This is a genomic window from Providencia sp. M-27, assembly GCF_011077905.1.
Classification (GTDB): Bacteria; Pseudomonadota; Gammaproteobacteria; order Enterobacterales; family Enterobacteriaceae; genus Providencia; species Providencia huaxiensis.
In genome coordinates this window covers 92,289-109,600 of sequence record NZ_JAALBT010000007.1, presented here as the reverse complement: position 1 = coordinate 109,600, position 17,312 = coordinate 92,289, and the positions used below count along the sequence as shown (strand labels likewise).

Genomic DNA, 17,312 nt, shown 5'->3' with positions numbered 1-17,312 from the left:
TTATTACATTCTAACCTAGTGCGCGACTATGTTATTTGGCTTTTTCTTGCTTTGATTTATCGGGTAAGAAACCTTCAAAAATGACAAGGGCCGCACCAATACATATCGCCATATCTGCTAGGTTGAATGTTGGCCAATGCCAATTACCAACGTAAAAATCAAGATAATCAATAACAAAGCCATGAACTAAACGATCGCTTAAATTACCGATAGCACCACCAATAATCAATGCATAAGCAATATTTGATAGGCGTTTTTGTGCGCTTTGACGATACATCATGACCATTAGGATAATGGATATCCCAATTGCAATACCTGCAAAGAACCAACGTTGCCAGCCACCTTCATCAGCCAAGAAACTAAATGCCGCTCCAAAATTTTGTGCGTACATTATGTTGAAAAATGGCATTATCGGATGTGGCTCGTACAAATTTAGGTCACTAAGCACTAACTGCTTAATGCCTAAATCCGCAACGATGATCACAATGGTCAACCATAACCAACGCAAACCGGTAGAACAAACTGGCGTCTTCATTAAGCAAACTTACGCGTTTCGCCGTTACCGGCTACGTTAGTAACACAGCGACCACAAATTTCTGGTTGCTCGCTCGAAGAGCCAATATCACTTGCGTAGTGCCAGCAGCGAGGACATTTTTCACCCGCAGCTTTACTGAACGCAATTTTCAGACCTTTTAATTCGCTTTCTTGCGCATCTGCAGGAGCTGTTGCGATATCAGCGACATGGGCTTGTGATGTCAGTAAAACAAAGCGTAATTCATCACCAAGGCTTTGCAGTTTTTCGGCCAGAGCTTTATCGGCATACAATGTCACAGCAGCTTCTAATGAGCCCCCGATGAGTTTATCAGTACGCGCTTGTTCTAAGACCTTATTCACTTCACCACGAACAGCCAGTAGCTCAGTCCAGAAACTGTTGTTCATTTCATTTGATTCATCTAAACCAAATAAACCGTCATACCACTCTTCTGTAAGAACGAATTGAGCACGTTTTCCTGGTAATTCATTCCAAATTTCATCAGAAGTGAATGACAGAACTGGAGCCATCCAACGCACTAACGCTTCAACAATATGGAATAATGCAGTTTGGCAGCTACGACGCGCTAAGCTATCACTTTTCGCGGTATACTGACGGTCTTTGATGATATCCAGATAGAATGACCCCATTTCAATGGAGCAGAAATGCATTAGTCTCTGGATCACAGACAAGAAGTCGTATTCATCATAAGCTTTAGCAATCTCTTGCTGAGCTTCTAAAGCACGGCTCACCGCCCAGCGGTCTAAAACCACCATATCTTCTGGTTTCACCATGTCGGTTTCAGGATTGAAGCCACTCAGGTTAGCCAGTAAGAAACGCGCGGTATTACGAATACGGCGGTATGAGTCCGCTGCACGTTTTAAAATTTCATCTGAAACTGCGATTTCACCGGTGTAATCCGTTGATGCAACCCATAAACGTAAGATGTCAGCACCCAGTTTATTCATGACATCTTGAGGGCTCACTGTGTTGCCTAAAGATTTAGACATTTTGCGGCCTTGGCCATCAACAGTGAAGCCATGTGTCAATACTTGGCGATAAGGTGCTTTACCTTTCATTGCTGTTGATAACATCAATGATGACATAAACCAGCCGCGGTGTTGGTCCGACCCTTCGAGGTACATATCCGCTGAATTACCGTGGAATTCAGGGCGTGCATCCACAACCGCAAAGTGCGTTGAGCCAGAGTCAAACCATACATCTAAGGTGTCAGGTACTTTACGATATGTTTCGGCTTCATCACCCAACAGCTCAGCAGGGTCAAGATCCCACCATGCTTGGATGCCATCCACTTCAACACGCTTAGCCACTTCTTCCATTAATTCTAATGTACGAGGGTGCAGTTCTTCAGTGTCTTTATGAACAAATAACGACATTGGGGTACCCCAAGTACGTTGACGAGAAATACACCAGTCTGGACGGTTTTCAACCATTGACTCAATACGTGCGCGCCCCCAACCCGGGATCCATTGAACAATATCAATTTCTTTCAGAGATTGTTCACGTAAGCCGTTTTTATCCATACCGATAAACCACTGTGGCGTAGCACGGAAGATAACCGGAGTCTTATGGCGCCAGCAGCATGGGTAGCTGTGTTGAATCGCTTGTTTGTATAGTAACGCGCCTTTTTCGTTCAATAATTCAACGATAAGGTCATTCGCTTTGAAAATAAATACGCCATCTAATGTTGGATAAGTATTTGGTAAGAAGCAGCCATCAGGGCCCACAGGGTTCGCTGTTTCTAAACCATATTTTTGGCCAACAACATAGTCTTCAGGACCATGGCCCGGTGCAGTATGAACAGCCCCCGTACCGGCGTCTAATGTCACGTGGTCACCCAAAATTGCAGGCACATCAAAGCCCATAAATGGATGCTGGAAACGTAAAAGCTCAAGTGCAGAACCTTCACATTCACCTAAAACGGCCCATGCCTCAACCCCTACCGTTTTCATCACCACTTCGACAAGGTCGGCAGCTAAAATGAGTAACTCACCATTTACTTCGATTAAATCATATTTAAACTCAGGGTTTAAAGAAATCGCACGGTTAGCAGGCAAAGTCCAAGGCGTTGTTGTCCAGATGACTAACGAAGGTGTTTTTTCGCTAACAATGCCAAATTTTTCGCACACAGCTTTACCATCTACGGCTGGGAAGCGAACATAGATAGATGGTGAAGTTTTATCATAATATTCAACTTCAGCTTCTGCTAATGAAGAACCACAGGCAGTACACCAGTGAACAGGTTTTGCCCCTTTCACTAAATGGCCGTTTGCAATAGTTTTCGCCAATGCTCGAATGATGTGAGCTTCGGTTTTAAAATCCATTGTTAGATAAGGTTTATCCCACTCACCTAATACACCTAGACGCATGAAATCAGCTTTTTGGCCTTCAATTTGCTCTTTAGCGTATTGACGGCATTGTGCACGAAATTCAGCAGCGGAAACTTTTTCCCCTGGCTTACCGACGATTTGTTCAACTTTGTGTTCAATCGGTAATCCATGGCAGTCCCAACCTGGGATGTATGGGGAGTCATAGCCCGCCAACCCTTTGGACTTAATAATAATGTCTTTGAGAATTTTGTTAACTGAGTGACCAATATGAATACTGCCGTTAGCATATGGAGGGCCATCGTGCAGAATAAAGGTTTTTTTGCCCGATTTTGCTTTACGGATTGCCTGATACAAACCTTCTTTGTACCAGCGCTCTAACATCTGTGGTTCGCGTTTAGCGAGATCGCCACGCATTGGGAACCCTGTTTCTGGTAGATTCAGGGTATTTTTATAGTCACTCATCGATTCTCAGTTCCAATTTTCCGCTAAATTATCTGATTCCTATTGCAGTAAGATACTCTCTCGCTGCAATTACATCATTAGCAATTTGCTCCTTAAGCGCTTCCAACGAAGCAAACCGCTGCTCATCACGTAATTTCTTACGTAACACTACATCGATATGACGCCCATATAAATCCATATTTGCATCAATCAGATGAACTTCTAACTGTGTTCCTTTTCCAGATACAGTCGGACGTGTGCCAATATTTGCCACACCCGGTAAAGGCTTATCACCTAAACCGTAAACTTCTACAGCATACACACCAGTAACGGGTGTGACTAAACGTTTTAACGGTAGGTTTGCTGTCGGAAAACCTATTGTTCTGCCAAGTTGATTACCATGAACCACTCGCCCGCTAATACGATAAGAGTGCCCTAATAGGCTTTCAGCTAATTCAAGATTATTTTCTTGAATTGCCTTACGTATCGCTGTACTGCTGATACGTAGCCCTGAATCACAGAAGCTTTCTGTATCTGCAACTTCAAAACCAAATTCATCACCCGCTTGTTGTAAAAAAGCAAAGTCCCCCATGCGATTTTTCCCAAAGCGGAAATCATCACCTATAGCGAGATACTTTACACCAAGCTTATTGACGAGTAAGTCAGAAACAAACTCAGCAGGTGTTAATGATGCAAAGTGCTGGTTAAATTCAACACATAAGAGGTAATCGATACCACTATCTGCGAGATATTTAACTTTGTCTCGCAGGCGTGTCAAACGCGCAGGCGCCTTGTCACCAATAAAAAATTCAAGGGGCTGTGGCTCAAATATCATCACAACAGTTGGTAGCCCTAACTGAGCCCCCTTAAGTTTCAAATTTTGAAGTAAAACCTGATGCCCACGATGGACACCATCAAAATTACCGATAGTCAGCACGCAACCATGATGGCACGCCCGGATATTCTGTATACCGCGAATTAGCTCCATAACAGGCTCAATACCGAGGAAATTGCAGGATTATACCTTGTACGACGCATAAGGTTAACCTTAGTTCGCAAAAGGTTTCATTAAACCCTATTTTTTTGATCTCTACACGACTTATTCCCCACTATTTTATGCAATTAGTGGGTTATTACGCTCCCCAACAGAGCTATTGCATTCGAACATCAAAAACTTTGGGGTAACCAATGGATTATCAATACAACAAATTTGTTCCAAGGTCTCTAAAAATATTATATTTTTATGTTTTATACTTCAATGGTTATAACCGAACGGTTAAAAAGAACAAAAAACAACCATATCATGATTAATTTTCATACTCGACATTGATTGATAAGCTAAAAATTATTTTTCGTCTTAGTTCTTTTTAAATTTCTGCCATCAATTACGCATTTTTTCACGCGAAGATCTGTATTCTTCTCATATTTGCTGATAGAATCTTGCACCATTCACAGCGCATGAACATCGAAGTACACGATGTTTATTTGCACAAATCCATTGACAAATGAAGGGCGAAAGGGCATATTCCTCGACCTTTGAATTGTCCTCAATAGAATACATTTGGGAGTTGGACCTTGGCTAATATCAAATCAGCTAAGAAACGTGCCGTTCAGTCAGAGAAACGTCGCCAGCATAACGCTAGCCGTCGCTCTATGGTACGTACTTTTATCAAGAAAGTTTACCTTGCTATCGCTGCAGGCGATAAAGAAGCTGCTCAGAAAGCATTCAATGACATGCAACCTATTGTTGATCGCCATGCTACTAAAGGCCTGATCCACAAAAATAAAGCAGCACGTCATAAAGCTAACTTAGTTGCTCAAATCAAAGCAATGTAATTTTGCTTCTTGATTAGCTTAAAAAAACCGGCTTATGCCGGTTTTTTTATTTATTATTGTTTTTTATCTAGGCTATCAAGCGGAACTGAAAATAAATCTGAAAAATCTTTATTACACACTCGTTGTACTGCTGGGTGCTGGATCATTCTCTCTGCAAAAATAACGTAATATTCTTCTTTAACGCTCTCTAAACGCCCTAACTCCACAATATCTTCTCCACCTAAAAGATCAGGTGTATATTGCGAAGGAGCAACAAAAATTGCGTTATAATGCATGCCGAATGCTTTCATAAGTGCGGCATCATCGAATTCACCTAATACTTCAACCTGCAAGTTTTTATTGCGGATCCAAGCGAGTATATGCCTACCTAACAAATATCGCCGACCAGGGATCAATAAGCGACGTTCCTCTAAACATTCAGGAAATGGCTTTTTAGGGATAGGCTGACGGCAAAAGAAACTCATATTACACTCGCCCAATTTCACCGAAAACAAGCCTTCCTGCTGCGATGAGTCAACTGGGCAGTCAGATAAAATCATATCTAATTTATGTTGGCTGAGCTGTTCTAATAGCAATTCATGGGTTGATTCAAAACAACGTAAATGAATCTGTTCATGCTCAACAACCGTAGTTTCTAATATTTTACTTACTAGCTGTTTTGATAGCGTATCCGCAACCCCGACATCAAACAGTAAGTTAGATTCGCGGCTGTAATTGACAATATCAAGCATTTCTTGGCTAAGCATAAACATTTTGTCTGCATAGCGGAAAATTAATTGTCCAAGCTCAGATGGCACTAAACCTCGCCCCTGCCTTTTAAACAATTTGCCACCTAAACGCTCTTCTAGTGCTTTTATTTGCCCTGTAATTGTCTGAGGAGTCAGGTAAAGCGCTTCTGCTGCTCCGACAACAGAGCCCTCTTTACATACATGCCAGAAGTAGTAAAGATGGTTAAAATTAAGATGTGAAACCCGCATATCGATTCCTTTTGTACCGTCGCTAGTCTAGTTATGGTAACTACTATTGACCATACACATTTACCTGTACCCTATATTTTCAGGGCCTTTAAAATGAATACCGTAGTGTATTAATAAACACACTACGGTATATCATAGATTATTAGTTCGGAAATTCTTACTAATAATTTGCAAAACTACACAATAAGCTTGTATTAGATTGGTTCTTTTTGTTTCGGTAACACTACTCTTAACATAAAATACCCTAAAAACGCGGCTAACGTCGAACCAATCAAAATACCTAGGCGTGAATAGGTACTATACACCTCATCAAGCCCATCAAATGCGAGGCCAGTGATAAAAATAGACATAGTAAAACCGATCCCACACAGTACAGAAACTGCAAATACTTGTTTTAAGTTAATCGACTCCGGTAATTTTGCAAACCCAAGTTTTACCGAAACCCAACTAAACAGAAAAATCCCAATAGGCTTACCTAAGATCAAGCCAGCGGCTACCCCTAATGGCAGTGGGCTTAATAAACCGTCAAAAGTCACACCTTGAAGTTGCACACCTGAATTAGCAAATGCAAAAATAGGTAGAATTAAGTAAACAACCCATGGATGTAAGACGTGCTCCAATTCTTCTGAAGGCTTAGTCTGGTTAGTACCACGTAAAGGGATCAAGAAGCCGACAATTACCCCAGCTAATGTGGCATGAACGCCAGATTTCAAAATACACACCCACAATATTAACCCAATAACTAAGTAAGCGGCTGTATTCTCTACTCTACGCCAATTCATCATACAAAGGATCGCAATACACAGTGCTGATAACCCCAATGCAACCAAAGAAACTGAGCTGGTATAGAAAAATGCAATAATTACGATAACGCCTAAATCATCAATGATAGCCAATGCCAATAAGAACACTTTTAGCTCTGTGGGTACTCGCTTACCTAGTAACGCCATCACACCTAACGCGAAAGCAATGTCTGTAGCGGCAGGTATTGCCCAACCTTGCTGGGTAACTGCATCTCCACCATTAAATAATAAATAAATTAATGCAGGAGCAATCATTCCACCTAGTGCCGCAATTGCTGGAAATATCGCTTTGTCACGTCCTGCGAGGGATCCTTCCAATAATTCACGTTTTACTTCAAGGCCAACCACCAAAAAGAAAATCGCCATTAAGAAGTCATTAACCCATAATATCAAAGGTTTATCTAAACCAAATTCTGATATTTTAATTGATATAGGGATATCTAAAAATTGCTGATAAGCCCCCTGCAATGGCGAATTTGCCATCACTAAAGCGACTATGGCAGCAATAATCAGAAGTAAGCCCCCTGCTGCTTCTAACCTTAAAAATTTACGAATAATTGCTGTCATATATTTAACCTCAATGTTTTTTTGAATGTTAATACTATGCTAATTATTAATTCGTAAAAAATCGTTTATTTATCACTTAACACTCGAAATTACCGATCAATTTAGGTTAGAGATCACGGCAAATGAGAAAAAAACGTTAATTTTACTATAGACAATTTTTATAAAAACAAATAATAAATTTTGTGATAAACGGACTTTATAAATTCAATTTTTTTGGTATCAAAAATCTACACTTTTTATCTTCGCAGGCAAAAAACATATATTTCTTTCTTCGATACCTTTCGTAAAAATTTTAAATATGGAAGACTATCCACAAGATATCTGCCAAGCGCTTCGCAAAAAAATGTGTTTGGATTGCTAATAAAATACTAATGATTACAATTTAACAATGACAACTTACGTATTACTTTCTGTGCTGTTTGCAGCTTTCTGCCATGCAAGCTGGAACGCCATAGTTAAATTTGGCAATGACCGTTTTTTCGGTCTAGTCATGATTTCTGTTTTTTCTGGCGTCTTAGCGGTACCCGCAATATTTTGGTTTGGCCTACCGTCACCAGAAGCTATTCATTGGTTAGCCCTATCCGTACTTTTTCATATTGGATACACCTATTTTTTAAGTCAGGCTTATACACACGGTGACTTAAGCCAGATTTATCCAATATCACGCGGGTCCGCCCCATTAATAACGGCACTACTAGGTGTGTTGCTATTTAATGAATTAATTCCATTGATGGGTCTTATTGGTGTTTTATTTATTATTAGTGGTGTCGTGCTCATTGCCTTTGCTGGGAAAAAGTTCACATTAAATATCAATGGGAAAGCTCTAGCTTTTGCCATATCAACTGCCTTCTTTACTGCCTGTTATACCTTATCTGATGGTTATGGAGCCAGAGCAAGTGAAGATCCCGTGACATATACACTTTGGCTATTTTTATTGAACGGAATGGTGTTAGCTATACCCGGTTTTATCAAATACCGAGGTACCTTCATTGTTGGAATTCAACAATACTGGCGTTCAGGGTTACTAGGTGGGCTAATGCAGCTCATTAGCTATGGCATTGCTATATGGGCGATGAGCCAAGCGCCAATTGTCATGGTCGCAGCGATTAGAGAAACTAGTGTACTTTTCGCCATGTTCCTATCCATTGCCTTTCTCAAAGAAAAATTCAACGTAATGCGAGTCGTTGCCTGTGTCGTTATTGTTTTTGGTATTTTATTAGCAAAATTAAGTCATTAATAAAATTATTATTTGAATATTCAATCAGTAAGCAGCAAACTTAATTTTATCAGAAATAGTATTAATATTTTTTACTCATAATTTTTATATTTTCTCACCAGATATGAGGCCAAAATGTCGTTTTTAAAATCTTTACTGGCTGTTTCCATTATTAGTGCTTCTTTTTCTAGCTTTGCAGCTACATCTGCTGACATCATTATTGTCGATGGAACCATCTTAACAATGGATGCCCAGAAACAAATTATTGACCATGGTACTGTTGTCATCAAAGACAATAAAATCATTGCCGTTGGTGGCCCTGAACTAGCTCAAAGTTATCAAGCACCTAATATCCTGAAGGTTGATGGCGACATTGTCATGCCTGGGTTAATTAACACTCACACACATGCATCTATGACCGTGTTCCGTTCTTTGGCCGATGATGTACCAGACCGTTTACACCGTTATATCTTCCCATTAGAAAACAAAATGGTCTCCCGTGAAATGGTACGAGTTGGAGCAAACCTTGCTAATATTGAAATGATTAAAGGTGGTGTCACAACTTACGTTGATATGTATTATTTTGAAGATGAAGTGGCTAAAACCGTTGATAAAATTGGATTGAGGGCTGTCCTTGGGGAATCAGTCATTCAATTTCCTGTCGCTGATGCAAAAAATGCAGATGAAGGTATCAATTATGCAGTGAATTTTATCAACCAATACAAAGATCACCCTCGTATCACACCCGCTTTTGCGCCTCATGCACCTTATACCAATACCACAGAGCATTTACAGAAAATCGCAAAATTGTCTCAAGAACTTAATGTGCCAGTGATGATCCACCTGGCTGAAACTGATCGTGAGCAAGAAGAAATAGCCAAACGTACGGGAGGGAAAAGCCCTGTACAATATATGGCTGATATTGGAGCACTGAATAATAAAGTTATTGCAGCTCACGCCATTATGGTTGATGAAAAAGATATGGATCTCCTCAAACAGTATGATGTTGGTGTCGCACATAATATCAGCGCAAACACGAAATCTGCTAAAGGGGTCGCCCCGGTCACAACCATGCTTGAAAAAGGTATTCGTGTTGGTTTAGGAACGGATGGCCCGATGTCGAGTAATACATTAACGACGTTAAATGAGCTAAACTTAGTGGGTAAAATTCACAAACTAGCCAATAAAGATAGAGCCGCAATGCCACCGATCACGGTTGTCAATATGGCAACCATGGGTTCTGCACGCGTGTTACACATGGAAGACAAATTAGGCTCTCTCGAAGCAGGGAAATTAGCTGACATCATTGTTATTGATACTAAATCACCAAACATGGTTCCTATGTATAGCCCCTATGCCGCATTAGTCTATGGTGCAAATGGAGCTAATGTTCGCCATACTATTGTTGATGGCAAGGTATTGATGCAAGACCGCCAGCTGCTGACCGCAGATGAAGGCACCATTATTAAAGAAGCTCAAGATTTTGCTAACAAAGTCCGCGAAACCGTAGTTGCGAGTGGTGAAGTCGTAAAATAAGATAAAAAAATGGCTGACTTGGCAATATGCTCAGTCAGCCATTCTAACATTACCAATTATTAACTAATTATTTATTAGTTAAATCATCAAAGAATTTTTTCACGCCATCTAAAAAGCTTTTAGAGCGCGGGCTATTCTTCTCACCACTCTTTCCACCTAGTGACTCACCAAATTCTTTGAGTAACTCTTTCTGTTTTTCATTCAGTTTTACAGGGGTTTCAACAACAATGTGGCACATTAAGTCACCTTGCAAACCACCACGTACCGATTTCACACCTTTTCCTTTCATGCGGAAAATTTTACCGGTTTGAGTTTCTGCTGGGATTTTCAGTTTCACACGGCCATCAAGGGTTGGCACTTCAATTTCGCCCCCCAATGCTGCATCAGCAAAGTTAATCGGAACCTCACAATGCAGGTTATTACCATCACGCTCAAAAATGTTATGAGGTAATACATGAACCTGAACGAATAAATCGCCTGCTGGTGCTCCGTTTTCTCCGGCCTCACCTTCTCCTGATAAACGAACACGGTCACCTGTATCTACCCCTGCAGGAATTTTGACTGACAGGGTTTTATATCTTTCAACACGGCCATGACCATGACATTTGTTGCATGGATCTTTGATAACTTTACCGCGACCATGACACGTTGGACAAGGTTGTTGTACAGAGAAAAAGCCTTGGCGCATATGGACTTGGCCCATACCGTGACAGGTAGAGCACGTATCTGCACTCGTCCCAGGCTTCGCACCATTACCATGACAGACGTCACAGGTTTCCAAGGTCGGAATACGGATTTCTTTGGTCACTCCACGGACAGCCTCTTCGAGAGTCAGTTCCATGTTGTACTGTAGGTCAGAACCACGGCTTGGGCGCTGCTGTCTACGGCCACCGCCAAAAATATCACCGAAGACGTCACCAAAGATATCACTGAAGTCAGCACCACCACCGAAGCCACCGCCCCCCATTCCGCCTTGCTCAAACGCAGCATGACCATATTGGTCATAAGCAGCACGTTTTTGCTCGTCAGAAAGTACTTCGTAAGCTTCTTTAATTTCTTTAAATTTATCTTCTGACTCTTTATCTCCCTGATTACGGTCAGGGTGGTGCTTCATCGCTAAACGCTTATAAGCACGCTTAATATCTTTCTCAGAAGCATTTCTCTCGAGGCCTAATACCTCATAAAAATCTCTTTTGGCCATTTAATTTACCCTTAACATGCGGAACGGGCGTAGAGTTCCCTCGACGCCCGTATCCGGTATCAGTAACCATTAACTATCATTTGCTACAGCTACTGCGCCCGCTAAGGGCATTATTTTTTATCTTTGTCGTTAACTTCTTCGAATTCAGCGTCAACAACGTCATCATCTTTCTTCGCTTCTGCGCCAGCTGCACCGCCCGCTTGAGCTTGTTGCTGTGCGATTTCCAACAGTTTTGCAGATGCAGTGACTAAAGCTTGGATTTTCGCTTCGATATCCGCTTTATCTTCACCTTTTGATGCCACTTCTAATTCAGAAGTTGCTTTTTCGATATTCGCTTTATCTTCAGCTGGTAATTTATCACCGGCTTCTTCGATTTGTTTACGAGTACCGTGAACTAATTGGTCAGCTTGGTTACGAACCTGAACTAGCTCTTCAAATTTACGGTCAGCTTCAGCGTTTGCTTCTGCGTCACGTACCATTTTTTCGATTTCCTCATCATTCAGGCCTGAAGAAGCCTTAATGGTGATGTTTTGCTCACGTCCACTATTTTTATCTTTAGCAGACACATGCAAGATACCATCAGCATCGATATCAAAAGTCACTTCGATTTGTGGCATACCACGTGGAGCAGCTTGAATACCGTCTAAGTTAAACTGACCCAGTGATTTGTTATCACTTGCACGTTTACGCTCACCTTGCAGAACATGGATAGTTACCGCTGCTTGGTTATCTTCCGCTGTTGAGAACACTTGGCTATGTTTAGTTGGGATAGTGGTGTTCTTCGAGATTAACGAAGTCATCACGCCACCCATCGTTTCGATACCTAAAGACAGAGGAGTTACATCAAGTAACAGAACGTCTTTAACATCACCGGCTAAAACACCACCTTGAACTGCTGCACCCATTGCAACTGCTTCATCTGGGTTCACATCTTTACGTGGCTCTTTACCAAAGAAATCAGCAACAACTTTTTGAACCATTGGCATACGTGTTTGGCCACCAACTAAGATAACGTCGTTGATTTCGCTCACGCTTAAGCCTGCGTCTTGCAGAGCAACTTTAACTGGCTCCATAGAACGCTTAACTAAATCTTCTACCAGTGACTCTAATTTCGCACGAGTCACTTTGATATTCATGTGTTTAGGACCTGTTGCATCTGCTGTAATATACGGCAGGTTAACATCTGTTTGTTGTGCAGAAGACAGCTCAATTTTCGCTTTTTCTGCAGCTTCTTTCAGACGTTGCATTGCTAACGGGTCGTTACGCAGGTCAACACCTTGTTCTTTCTTAAATTCTTCAACTAAATAGTTAATTAAACGTGTATCAAAGTCTTCACCACCTAAGTGTGTGTCACCATTGGTAGCCAGAACTTCATAGGTTTTTTCGCCATCAACTTCATCGATTTCGATGATTGATAAGTCAAAGGTACCACCACCTAAGTCATATACCGCGATAGTACGGTTACCAATTTCTCGGTCTAAACCATATGCTAATGCCGCAGCTGTTGGTTCGTTAATAATACGTTTTACTTCTAGACCCGCGATACGGCCAGCATCTTTAGTTGCTTGACGCTGAGCATCGTTAAAGTAAGCAGGAACAGTAATAACCGCTTCTGTTACTGGCTCACCTAAATAGTCTTCTGCTGTTTTCTTCATTTTTTTCAGAACTTCAGCTGAAACTTGTGGTGGAGCCATTTTTTGGCCTTTCACATCTAACCAAGCATCGCCGTTATCAGCCGCAATGATTTTATATGGCATGATAGAAACGTCGCGCTGAACTTCTTCGTCTTGGAAACGACGACCAATCAAACGTTTGATTGCAAATAAAGTATTTTCTGGGTTAGTCACAGCCTGACGTTTTGCTGGCTGACCAACTAAAATTTCACCATCTTGAGTGTACGCAATGATGGAAGGAGTCGTTCTATCACCTTCGCTGTTCTCCAGAACACGAGCTGTAGTACCATCCATAATTGCAACGCATGAGTTAGTTGTACCCAAGTCGATACCAATGATTTTACCCATCTAAAACGCCTCCAAAGGAATTCTTTTCACTATGATTTCGATATCAATCTATATGAGGCTCAATATTTCATTTTCAAGGGAGTTTTCACTCAGAGCCTAAATTATTTTTCAATACGCAATAATTTGGATTGATATCAGTTGATGCTTTTAAGATGGGGTCACAAATTCATTCATCAAGGGGGAGAATCAAAAAAATTTGCATTTATTGCAAAAAAACCTGTCTTGTGATCATTGTTTAAACAATTAAAACTGCGTATGATGCGCCGCCGATGTCACTTTGGCAAAACTTTTTGTTTCTTATCTATTTGAATTATTTATATTTTACCAGAGGTTATATGCAGTCTAGCTCTCTTGCAAATCCAGGCCCACTTGGTTTACTAGGCTTTGGTATGACAACCATCCTGCTGAATATTCATAACGCAGGTTTTTTCCCTCTTTCATCCGTTATTTTAAGTATGGGCATTTTTTATGGTGGTATTGCTCAATTTATTGCGGGTCTGATTGAATACAAAAAAGGCAACACATTCGGTGCAACTGCATTTACCTCTTACGGTATGTTTTGGATTGCATTAGTGGGTTTATTATTTTTACCATCAATGGGATTAGCCGAAGCAACTTCACCTGAATTTTTAGGTGTTTTCCTCGCTATTTGGGGAATTTTTACCTTTTTCATGTTTTTAGGAACGTTCAAAGCTAATTTTGTTTTGCAATTTGTCTTCGGTAGCTTAACTATATTATTCGCTTTATTAGCAATCGGTAATATTACAGGAAATGCAGCATTACTAAAATTTGCAGGTTTTGAAGGAATTATCTGTGGTGCTAGCGCATTTTATTTAGCAGTTGCGGAAATATTAAATGAGCAATATGGCAAAACAGTATTACCGATTGGCCAGCGTGGTTAAATTTAACTAACGTATGTGATTTTATGCATTAAATATTATTAATCAGGTGAGTTAAGTCTCACCTGATTACATTAAAAGACTACTCAGAGCGAATAGCCGATTTAGGCCTGAACGCTTTCACTATTGTAGGGTCTGTTTCTACATAGGGGCCATCAAGTAATTGAATGCAATAAGGAACACTGGCAAAAATACCAGAAACTACCACATTCCCTTCTTTGTCTTTTAAACCTTCCAGAGTTTCCGCAATCGCTTTAGGCTGTCCAGGTAAATTTAAAATCAGAGCTTGGTTACGTATTACCCCCACTTGACGTGATAGTATCGCAGTAGGGACGAATTTCAGGCTAATTTGGCGCATTTGCTCACCAAAACCCGGCATCTCGCGGTCAGCAATCGCAAGGGTTGCATCAGGCGTGACATCGCGACGAGCGGGCCCTGTGCCACCAGTAGTGAGGACTAAATGGCAAGCAAATTCATCCACCAGCTCACATAATGTTTGCTCTATCATGATTTGCTCATCAGGGATCAGGCGAGTTTCGATACGAAAAGGGGTTGTCAGCGTTTTTGCTAACCACTCTTCTAGTGCTGGAATACCTTTGTCTTCATAAATACCACTCGAAGCACGATCAGAAACAGAAACCAGACCTATGCGCAATTCATTCATACAAACCTCAAAAAATTGATCAATTCAGAAACTGTCTACTAATGGATAAACAGGAGCATTATCATAGCATGATGCGCTTTTGCATACAGCGACCTCAATTTTATATCTTGAAATTGAGAACTAACTCAATGAAAAATAGGTATAAAAAAACCCAACCAACTGGCTGGGTTTTAAGAAAAAACGAAATAAACTACAGTAAATCTGCAATCATTTTTTCCAGTTTTTCTTGGTCTACTGCAAACTTACGGATACCGTCAGACAGTTTATCAACCGCCATTGGATCTTGGTTGTGCTGCCAGTAGAACTCAGCTTCAGTTAACTTAGCGCCTGGCTCTTGAGTTTTACCTGTATCAGTCAGTTTACGGACTAATTCACCTTGTGACTCAGACAGTTCTTTCAATAAGCCTGGGGAGATAGTTAAGCGGTCACAACCTGCTAACTCAATGATTTCACCCACGTTACGGAAGCTTGCGCCCATAACCACAGTTTTATAACCGTGAGCTTTGTAGTAATTGTAGATTTCAGTAACAGAAACTACACCTGGATCTTCATGTGGTGCGAATTCTTTTTTATCTGTATTCGCTTTGTACCAGTCAAGGATACGGCCCACAAATGGAGAAATCAGGTATACACCTGCTTCCGCACAAGCGCGTGCTTGAGCAAAAGAGAATAATAAGGTCAGGTTACAGTTAATGCCTTCTTTTTCCAGTTTCTCTGCAGCACGGATACCCTGCCAAGTCGAAGCTAGTTTAATCAGAATACGGTCATTACTGATGCCTGCATCGTTATACATTTTAATTAAGTGACGTGCTTTAGTAATACAAGCTTCTTCATCATAAGAAAGGCGCGCATCAACTTCAGTAGAAATACGACCCGGAACTAATTTCAGAATTTCCAGACCGATATTAACAGCCAGTTTGTCACAAGCATCAACAATTTGTTGCTCACGATCACTGCTTTGCTTACGTGCCCATTCTACCGCTTCATCAATTAATTTACGGTACTCAGGAATTTGTGCAGCATTTAAGATCAGCGATGGATTTGTGGTCGCGTCTTGTGGTTTATAAAGCTTCATCGCTTCGATGTCGCCAGTATCAGCAACAACGGTTGTCAGACTACGTAGTGAGGTTAGTTTATCGGTCATTTCTTTAATCTCGTTGTTATAAAGGAATTGTGGCTATCGCCGCACCGTCTACAGATAATATCATGCATCCATATTGCTGCAAGCAAGTAAATCTAGTCAAAAGCAACTATTTGATTGGCAATCGGTTTCGCTAGCCAATTAGAAACTGAATCCTTTTAGCAAGTTATACTGCGCCCTTATTGTAATAAAGAATAATATTGGTTTGGCTTATCGTATCAATTACCCAATTAGGAAGAATTTTTGCTAAAGTAAGCAGTATCATTCTTTATAAAGGGTCAAGTCATGCTTATTACAATTTCACCTGCAAAAACATTAGACTACGAAAGCCCACTTGCGACGCAGCAATTTACTCAGCCTGAATTACTCACTGAGTCTCAAAAATTAATTAATGTCTGTCGTAAGTTAACCCCTGCGGATATCGCCAGTTTAATGAAAATTAGTGATAAACTTGCAGGGCTCAACGCTGCTCGTTTTGAAGAATGGCATGCGGACTTTACCCCAGAAAATGCACGCCAAGCGATCCTCGCTTTCAAGGGGGATGTTTATACTGGAATGCAAGCTGAAACCTTTTCGCAAGACGATTTTGCGTTTGCCCAATCCCATTTACGCATATTATCAGGTCTTTACGGTATTTTAAGACCGCTAGATTTAATGCAGCCTTATCGCTTAGAAATGGGAATTCGTTTAAAAAATACCCGCGGAAAAGATTTGTATGAGTTTTGGGGAGACATTATCACCAAACAGTTAAATCACGCCTTAGCAGAACAGAAAGACCAAATATTGATCAACCTAGCTTCTGATGAGTACTTCAAATCCGTGAATACGAAGAAATTGGATGGTCAAATCATCAAACCTGTTTTCCTTGATGAAAAGAATGGTAAATATAAAGTTATCAGTTTTTATGCAAAAAAAGCACGGGGTTTAATGAGCCGCTTTATTATCCAAAATAAATTGACGACAACAGACCAACTGGCTGATTTTAATTTGGAAGGCTATCAATTTGATAAAAGCCAATCTAAAGGTAACGAGCTGGTATTTACTCGTTCAGAACAAGCTTAATTCTTAATACATAAAACGTGGGGACTAGCGCACAGCCGATACCCACGTATTTCAAAATACTTCAT

The 17,312-nt window shown here is 40.7% G+C and carries 14 protein-coding genes; 5 read left to right on the top strand and 9 right to left on the bottom strand.

The window, feature by feature from the left end:
• Positions 1-31: 31 nt before the first annotated feature.
• From lspA to ribF, 3 genes are read right to left on the bottom strand one after another with little or no spacing between them, the layout of a single operon-like run.
• Complete coding sequence (gene lspA, locus G6Q48_RS11910; RefSeq protein ID WP_102138984.1) at positions 32-535, bottom strand: signal peptidase II; 504 nt, start codon at positions 533-535, stop codon at positions 32-34.
• Positions 535-3,345, bottom strand: coding sequence for an isoleucine--tRNA ligase (gene ileS, locus G6Q48_RS11905; protein ID WP_102138983.1), 2,811 nt, complete (start codon positions 3,343-3,345; stop codon positions 535-537). The genes lspA and ileS overlap by 1 nt, the downstream gene beginning before the upstream one ends.
• 28 nt (positions 3,346-3,373) lie before the next feature.
• The gene (gene ribF / locus G6Q48_RS11900; RefSeq protein ID WP_102138982.1) at positions 3,374-4,312 is read right to left on the bottom strand and encodes a bifunctional riboflavin kinase/FAD synthetase; all 939 of its coding nucleotides are present in this window, start codon (positions 4,310-4,312) and stop codon (positions 3,374-3,376) included.
• A 587-nt stretch (positions 4,313-4,899) separates the two neighbouring features.
• On the opposite strand from ribF, the gene rpsT reads away from it, so the two are divergent.
• Entirely contained in the window at positions 4,900-5,160 is a 261-nt protein-coding gene (rpsT, locus tag G6Q48_RS11895) for a 30S ribosomal protein S20 (RefSeq protein WP_004914688.1), read from the top strand.
• 53 nt (positions 5,161-5,213) lie between these two features.
• Here the strand turns inward: rpsT and nhaR are convergent, their stop codons facing one another.
• A complete protein-coding gene (gene nhaR, locus G6Q48_RS11890; protein ID WP_102138981.1) occupies positions 5,214-6,137 on the bottom strand; it encodes a transcriptional activator NhaR in 924 nt (307 codons plus the stop codon).
• A 194-nt stretch (positions 6,138-6,331) separates the two neighbouring features.
• Positions 6,332-7,507 carry a Na+/H+ antiporter NhaA gene (nhaA, locus tag G6Q48_RS11885; RefSeq protein ID WP_102138980.1) on the bottom strand — a complete coding sequence of 392 codons (1,176 nt, stop codon included), beginning with the start codon at positions 7,505-7,507 and terminating at the stop codon, positions 6,332-6,334.
• A 388-nt stretch (positions 7,508-7,895) separates the two neighbouring features.
• Here nhaA and G6Q48_RS11880 point away from each other — a divergent pair, with 388 nt between their 5' ends.
• Both G6Q48_RS11880 and G6Q48_RS11875 read left to right on the top strand, forming a co-directional pair.
• A complete protein-coding gene (locus G6Q48_RS11880) occupies positions 7,896-8,744 on the top strand; it encodes an EamA family transporter (protein WP_102138979.1) in 849 nt (282 codons plus the stop codon).
• 114 nt (positions 8,745-8,858) lie between these two features.
• Positions 8,859-10,259: an amidohydrolase gene (locus G6Q48_RS11875; RefSeq protein WP_166266642.1), complete on the top strand. Its 1,401-nt coding sequence runs from the start codon at positions 8,859-8,861 to the stop codon at positions 10,257-10,259.
• Between the two features lie 67 nt (positions 10,260-10,326).
• On the opposite strand, the gene dnaJ is transcribed toward G6Q48_RS11875, so the two are convergent.
• Positions 10,327-11,460: a molecular chaperone DnaJ gene (dnaJ, locus tag G6Q48_RS11870; RefSeq protein WP_102138977.1), complete on the bottom strand. Its 1,134-nt coding sequence runs from the start codon at positions 11,458-11,460 to the stop codon at positions 10,327-10,329.
• 110 nt (positions 11,461-11,570) lie between these two features.
• Entirely contained in the window at positions 11,571-13,481 is a 1,911-nt protein-coding gene (gene dnaK / locus G6Q48_RS11865; protein ID WP_102138976.1) for a molecular chaperone DnaK, read from the bottom strand.
• A gap of 335 nt (positions 13,482-13,816) precedes the next feature.
• On the opposite strand from dnaK, the gene satP reads away from it, so the two are divergent.
• Positions 13,817-14,383, top strand: coding sequence for an acetate uptake transporter (gene satP / locus G6Q48_RS11860; RefSeq protein ID WP_166266640.1), 567 nt, complete (start codon positions 13,817-13,819; stop codon positions 14,381-14,383).
• Between the two features lie 79 nt (positions 14,384-14,462).
• Here satP and mog read toward each other — a convergent pair whose 3' ends face one another.
• Positions 14,463-15,044: a molybdopterin adenylyltransferase gene (gene mog, locus G6Q48_RS11855; RefSeq protein ID WP_102138975.1), complete on the bottom strand. Its 582-nt coding sequence runs from the start codon at positions 15,042-15,044 to the stop codon at positions 14,463-14,465.
• A gap of 190 nt (positions 15,045-15,234) precedes the next feature.
• Positions 15,235-16,188 (bottom strand): transaldolase, encoded by a 954-nt coding sequence (tal, locus tag G6Q48_RS11850; RefSeq protein ID WP_166266638.1) that lies wholly within the window; start codon positions 16,186-16,188, stop codon positions 15,235-15,237.
• 282 nt (positions 16,189-16,470) lie between these two features.
• Between tal and yaaA the strand changes: the two genes are divergently transcribed.
• Positions 16,471-17,247, top strand: coding sequence for a peroxide stress protein YaaA (gene yaaA, locus G6Q48_RS11845; protein ID WP_166266636.1), 777 nt, complete (start codon positions 16,471-16,473; stop codon positions 17,245-17,247).
• Positions 17,248-17,312 lie beyond the last annotated feature (65 nt).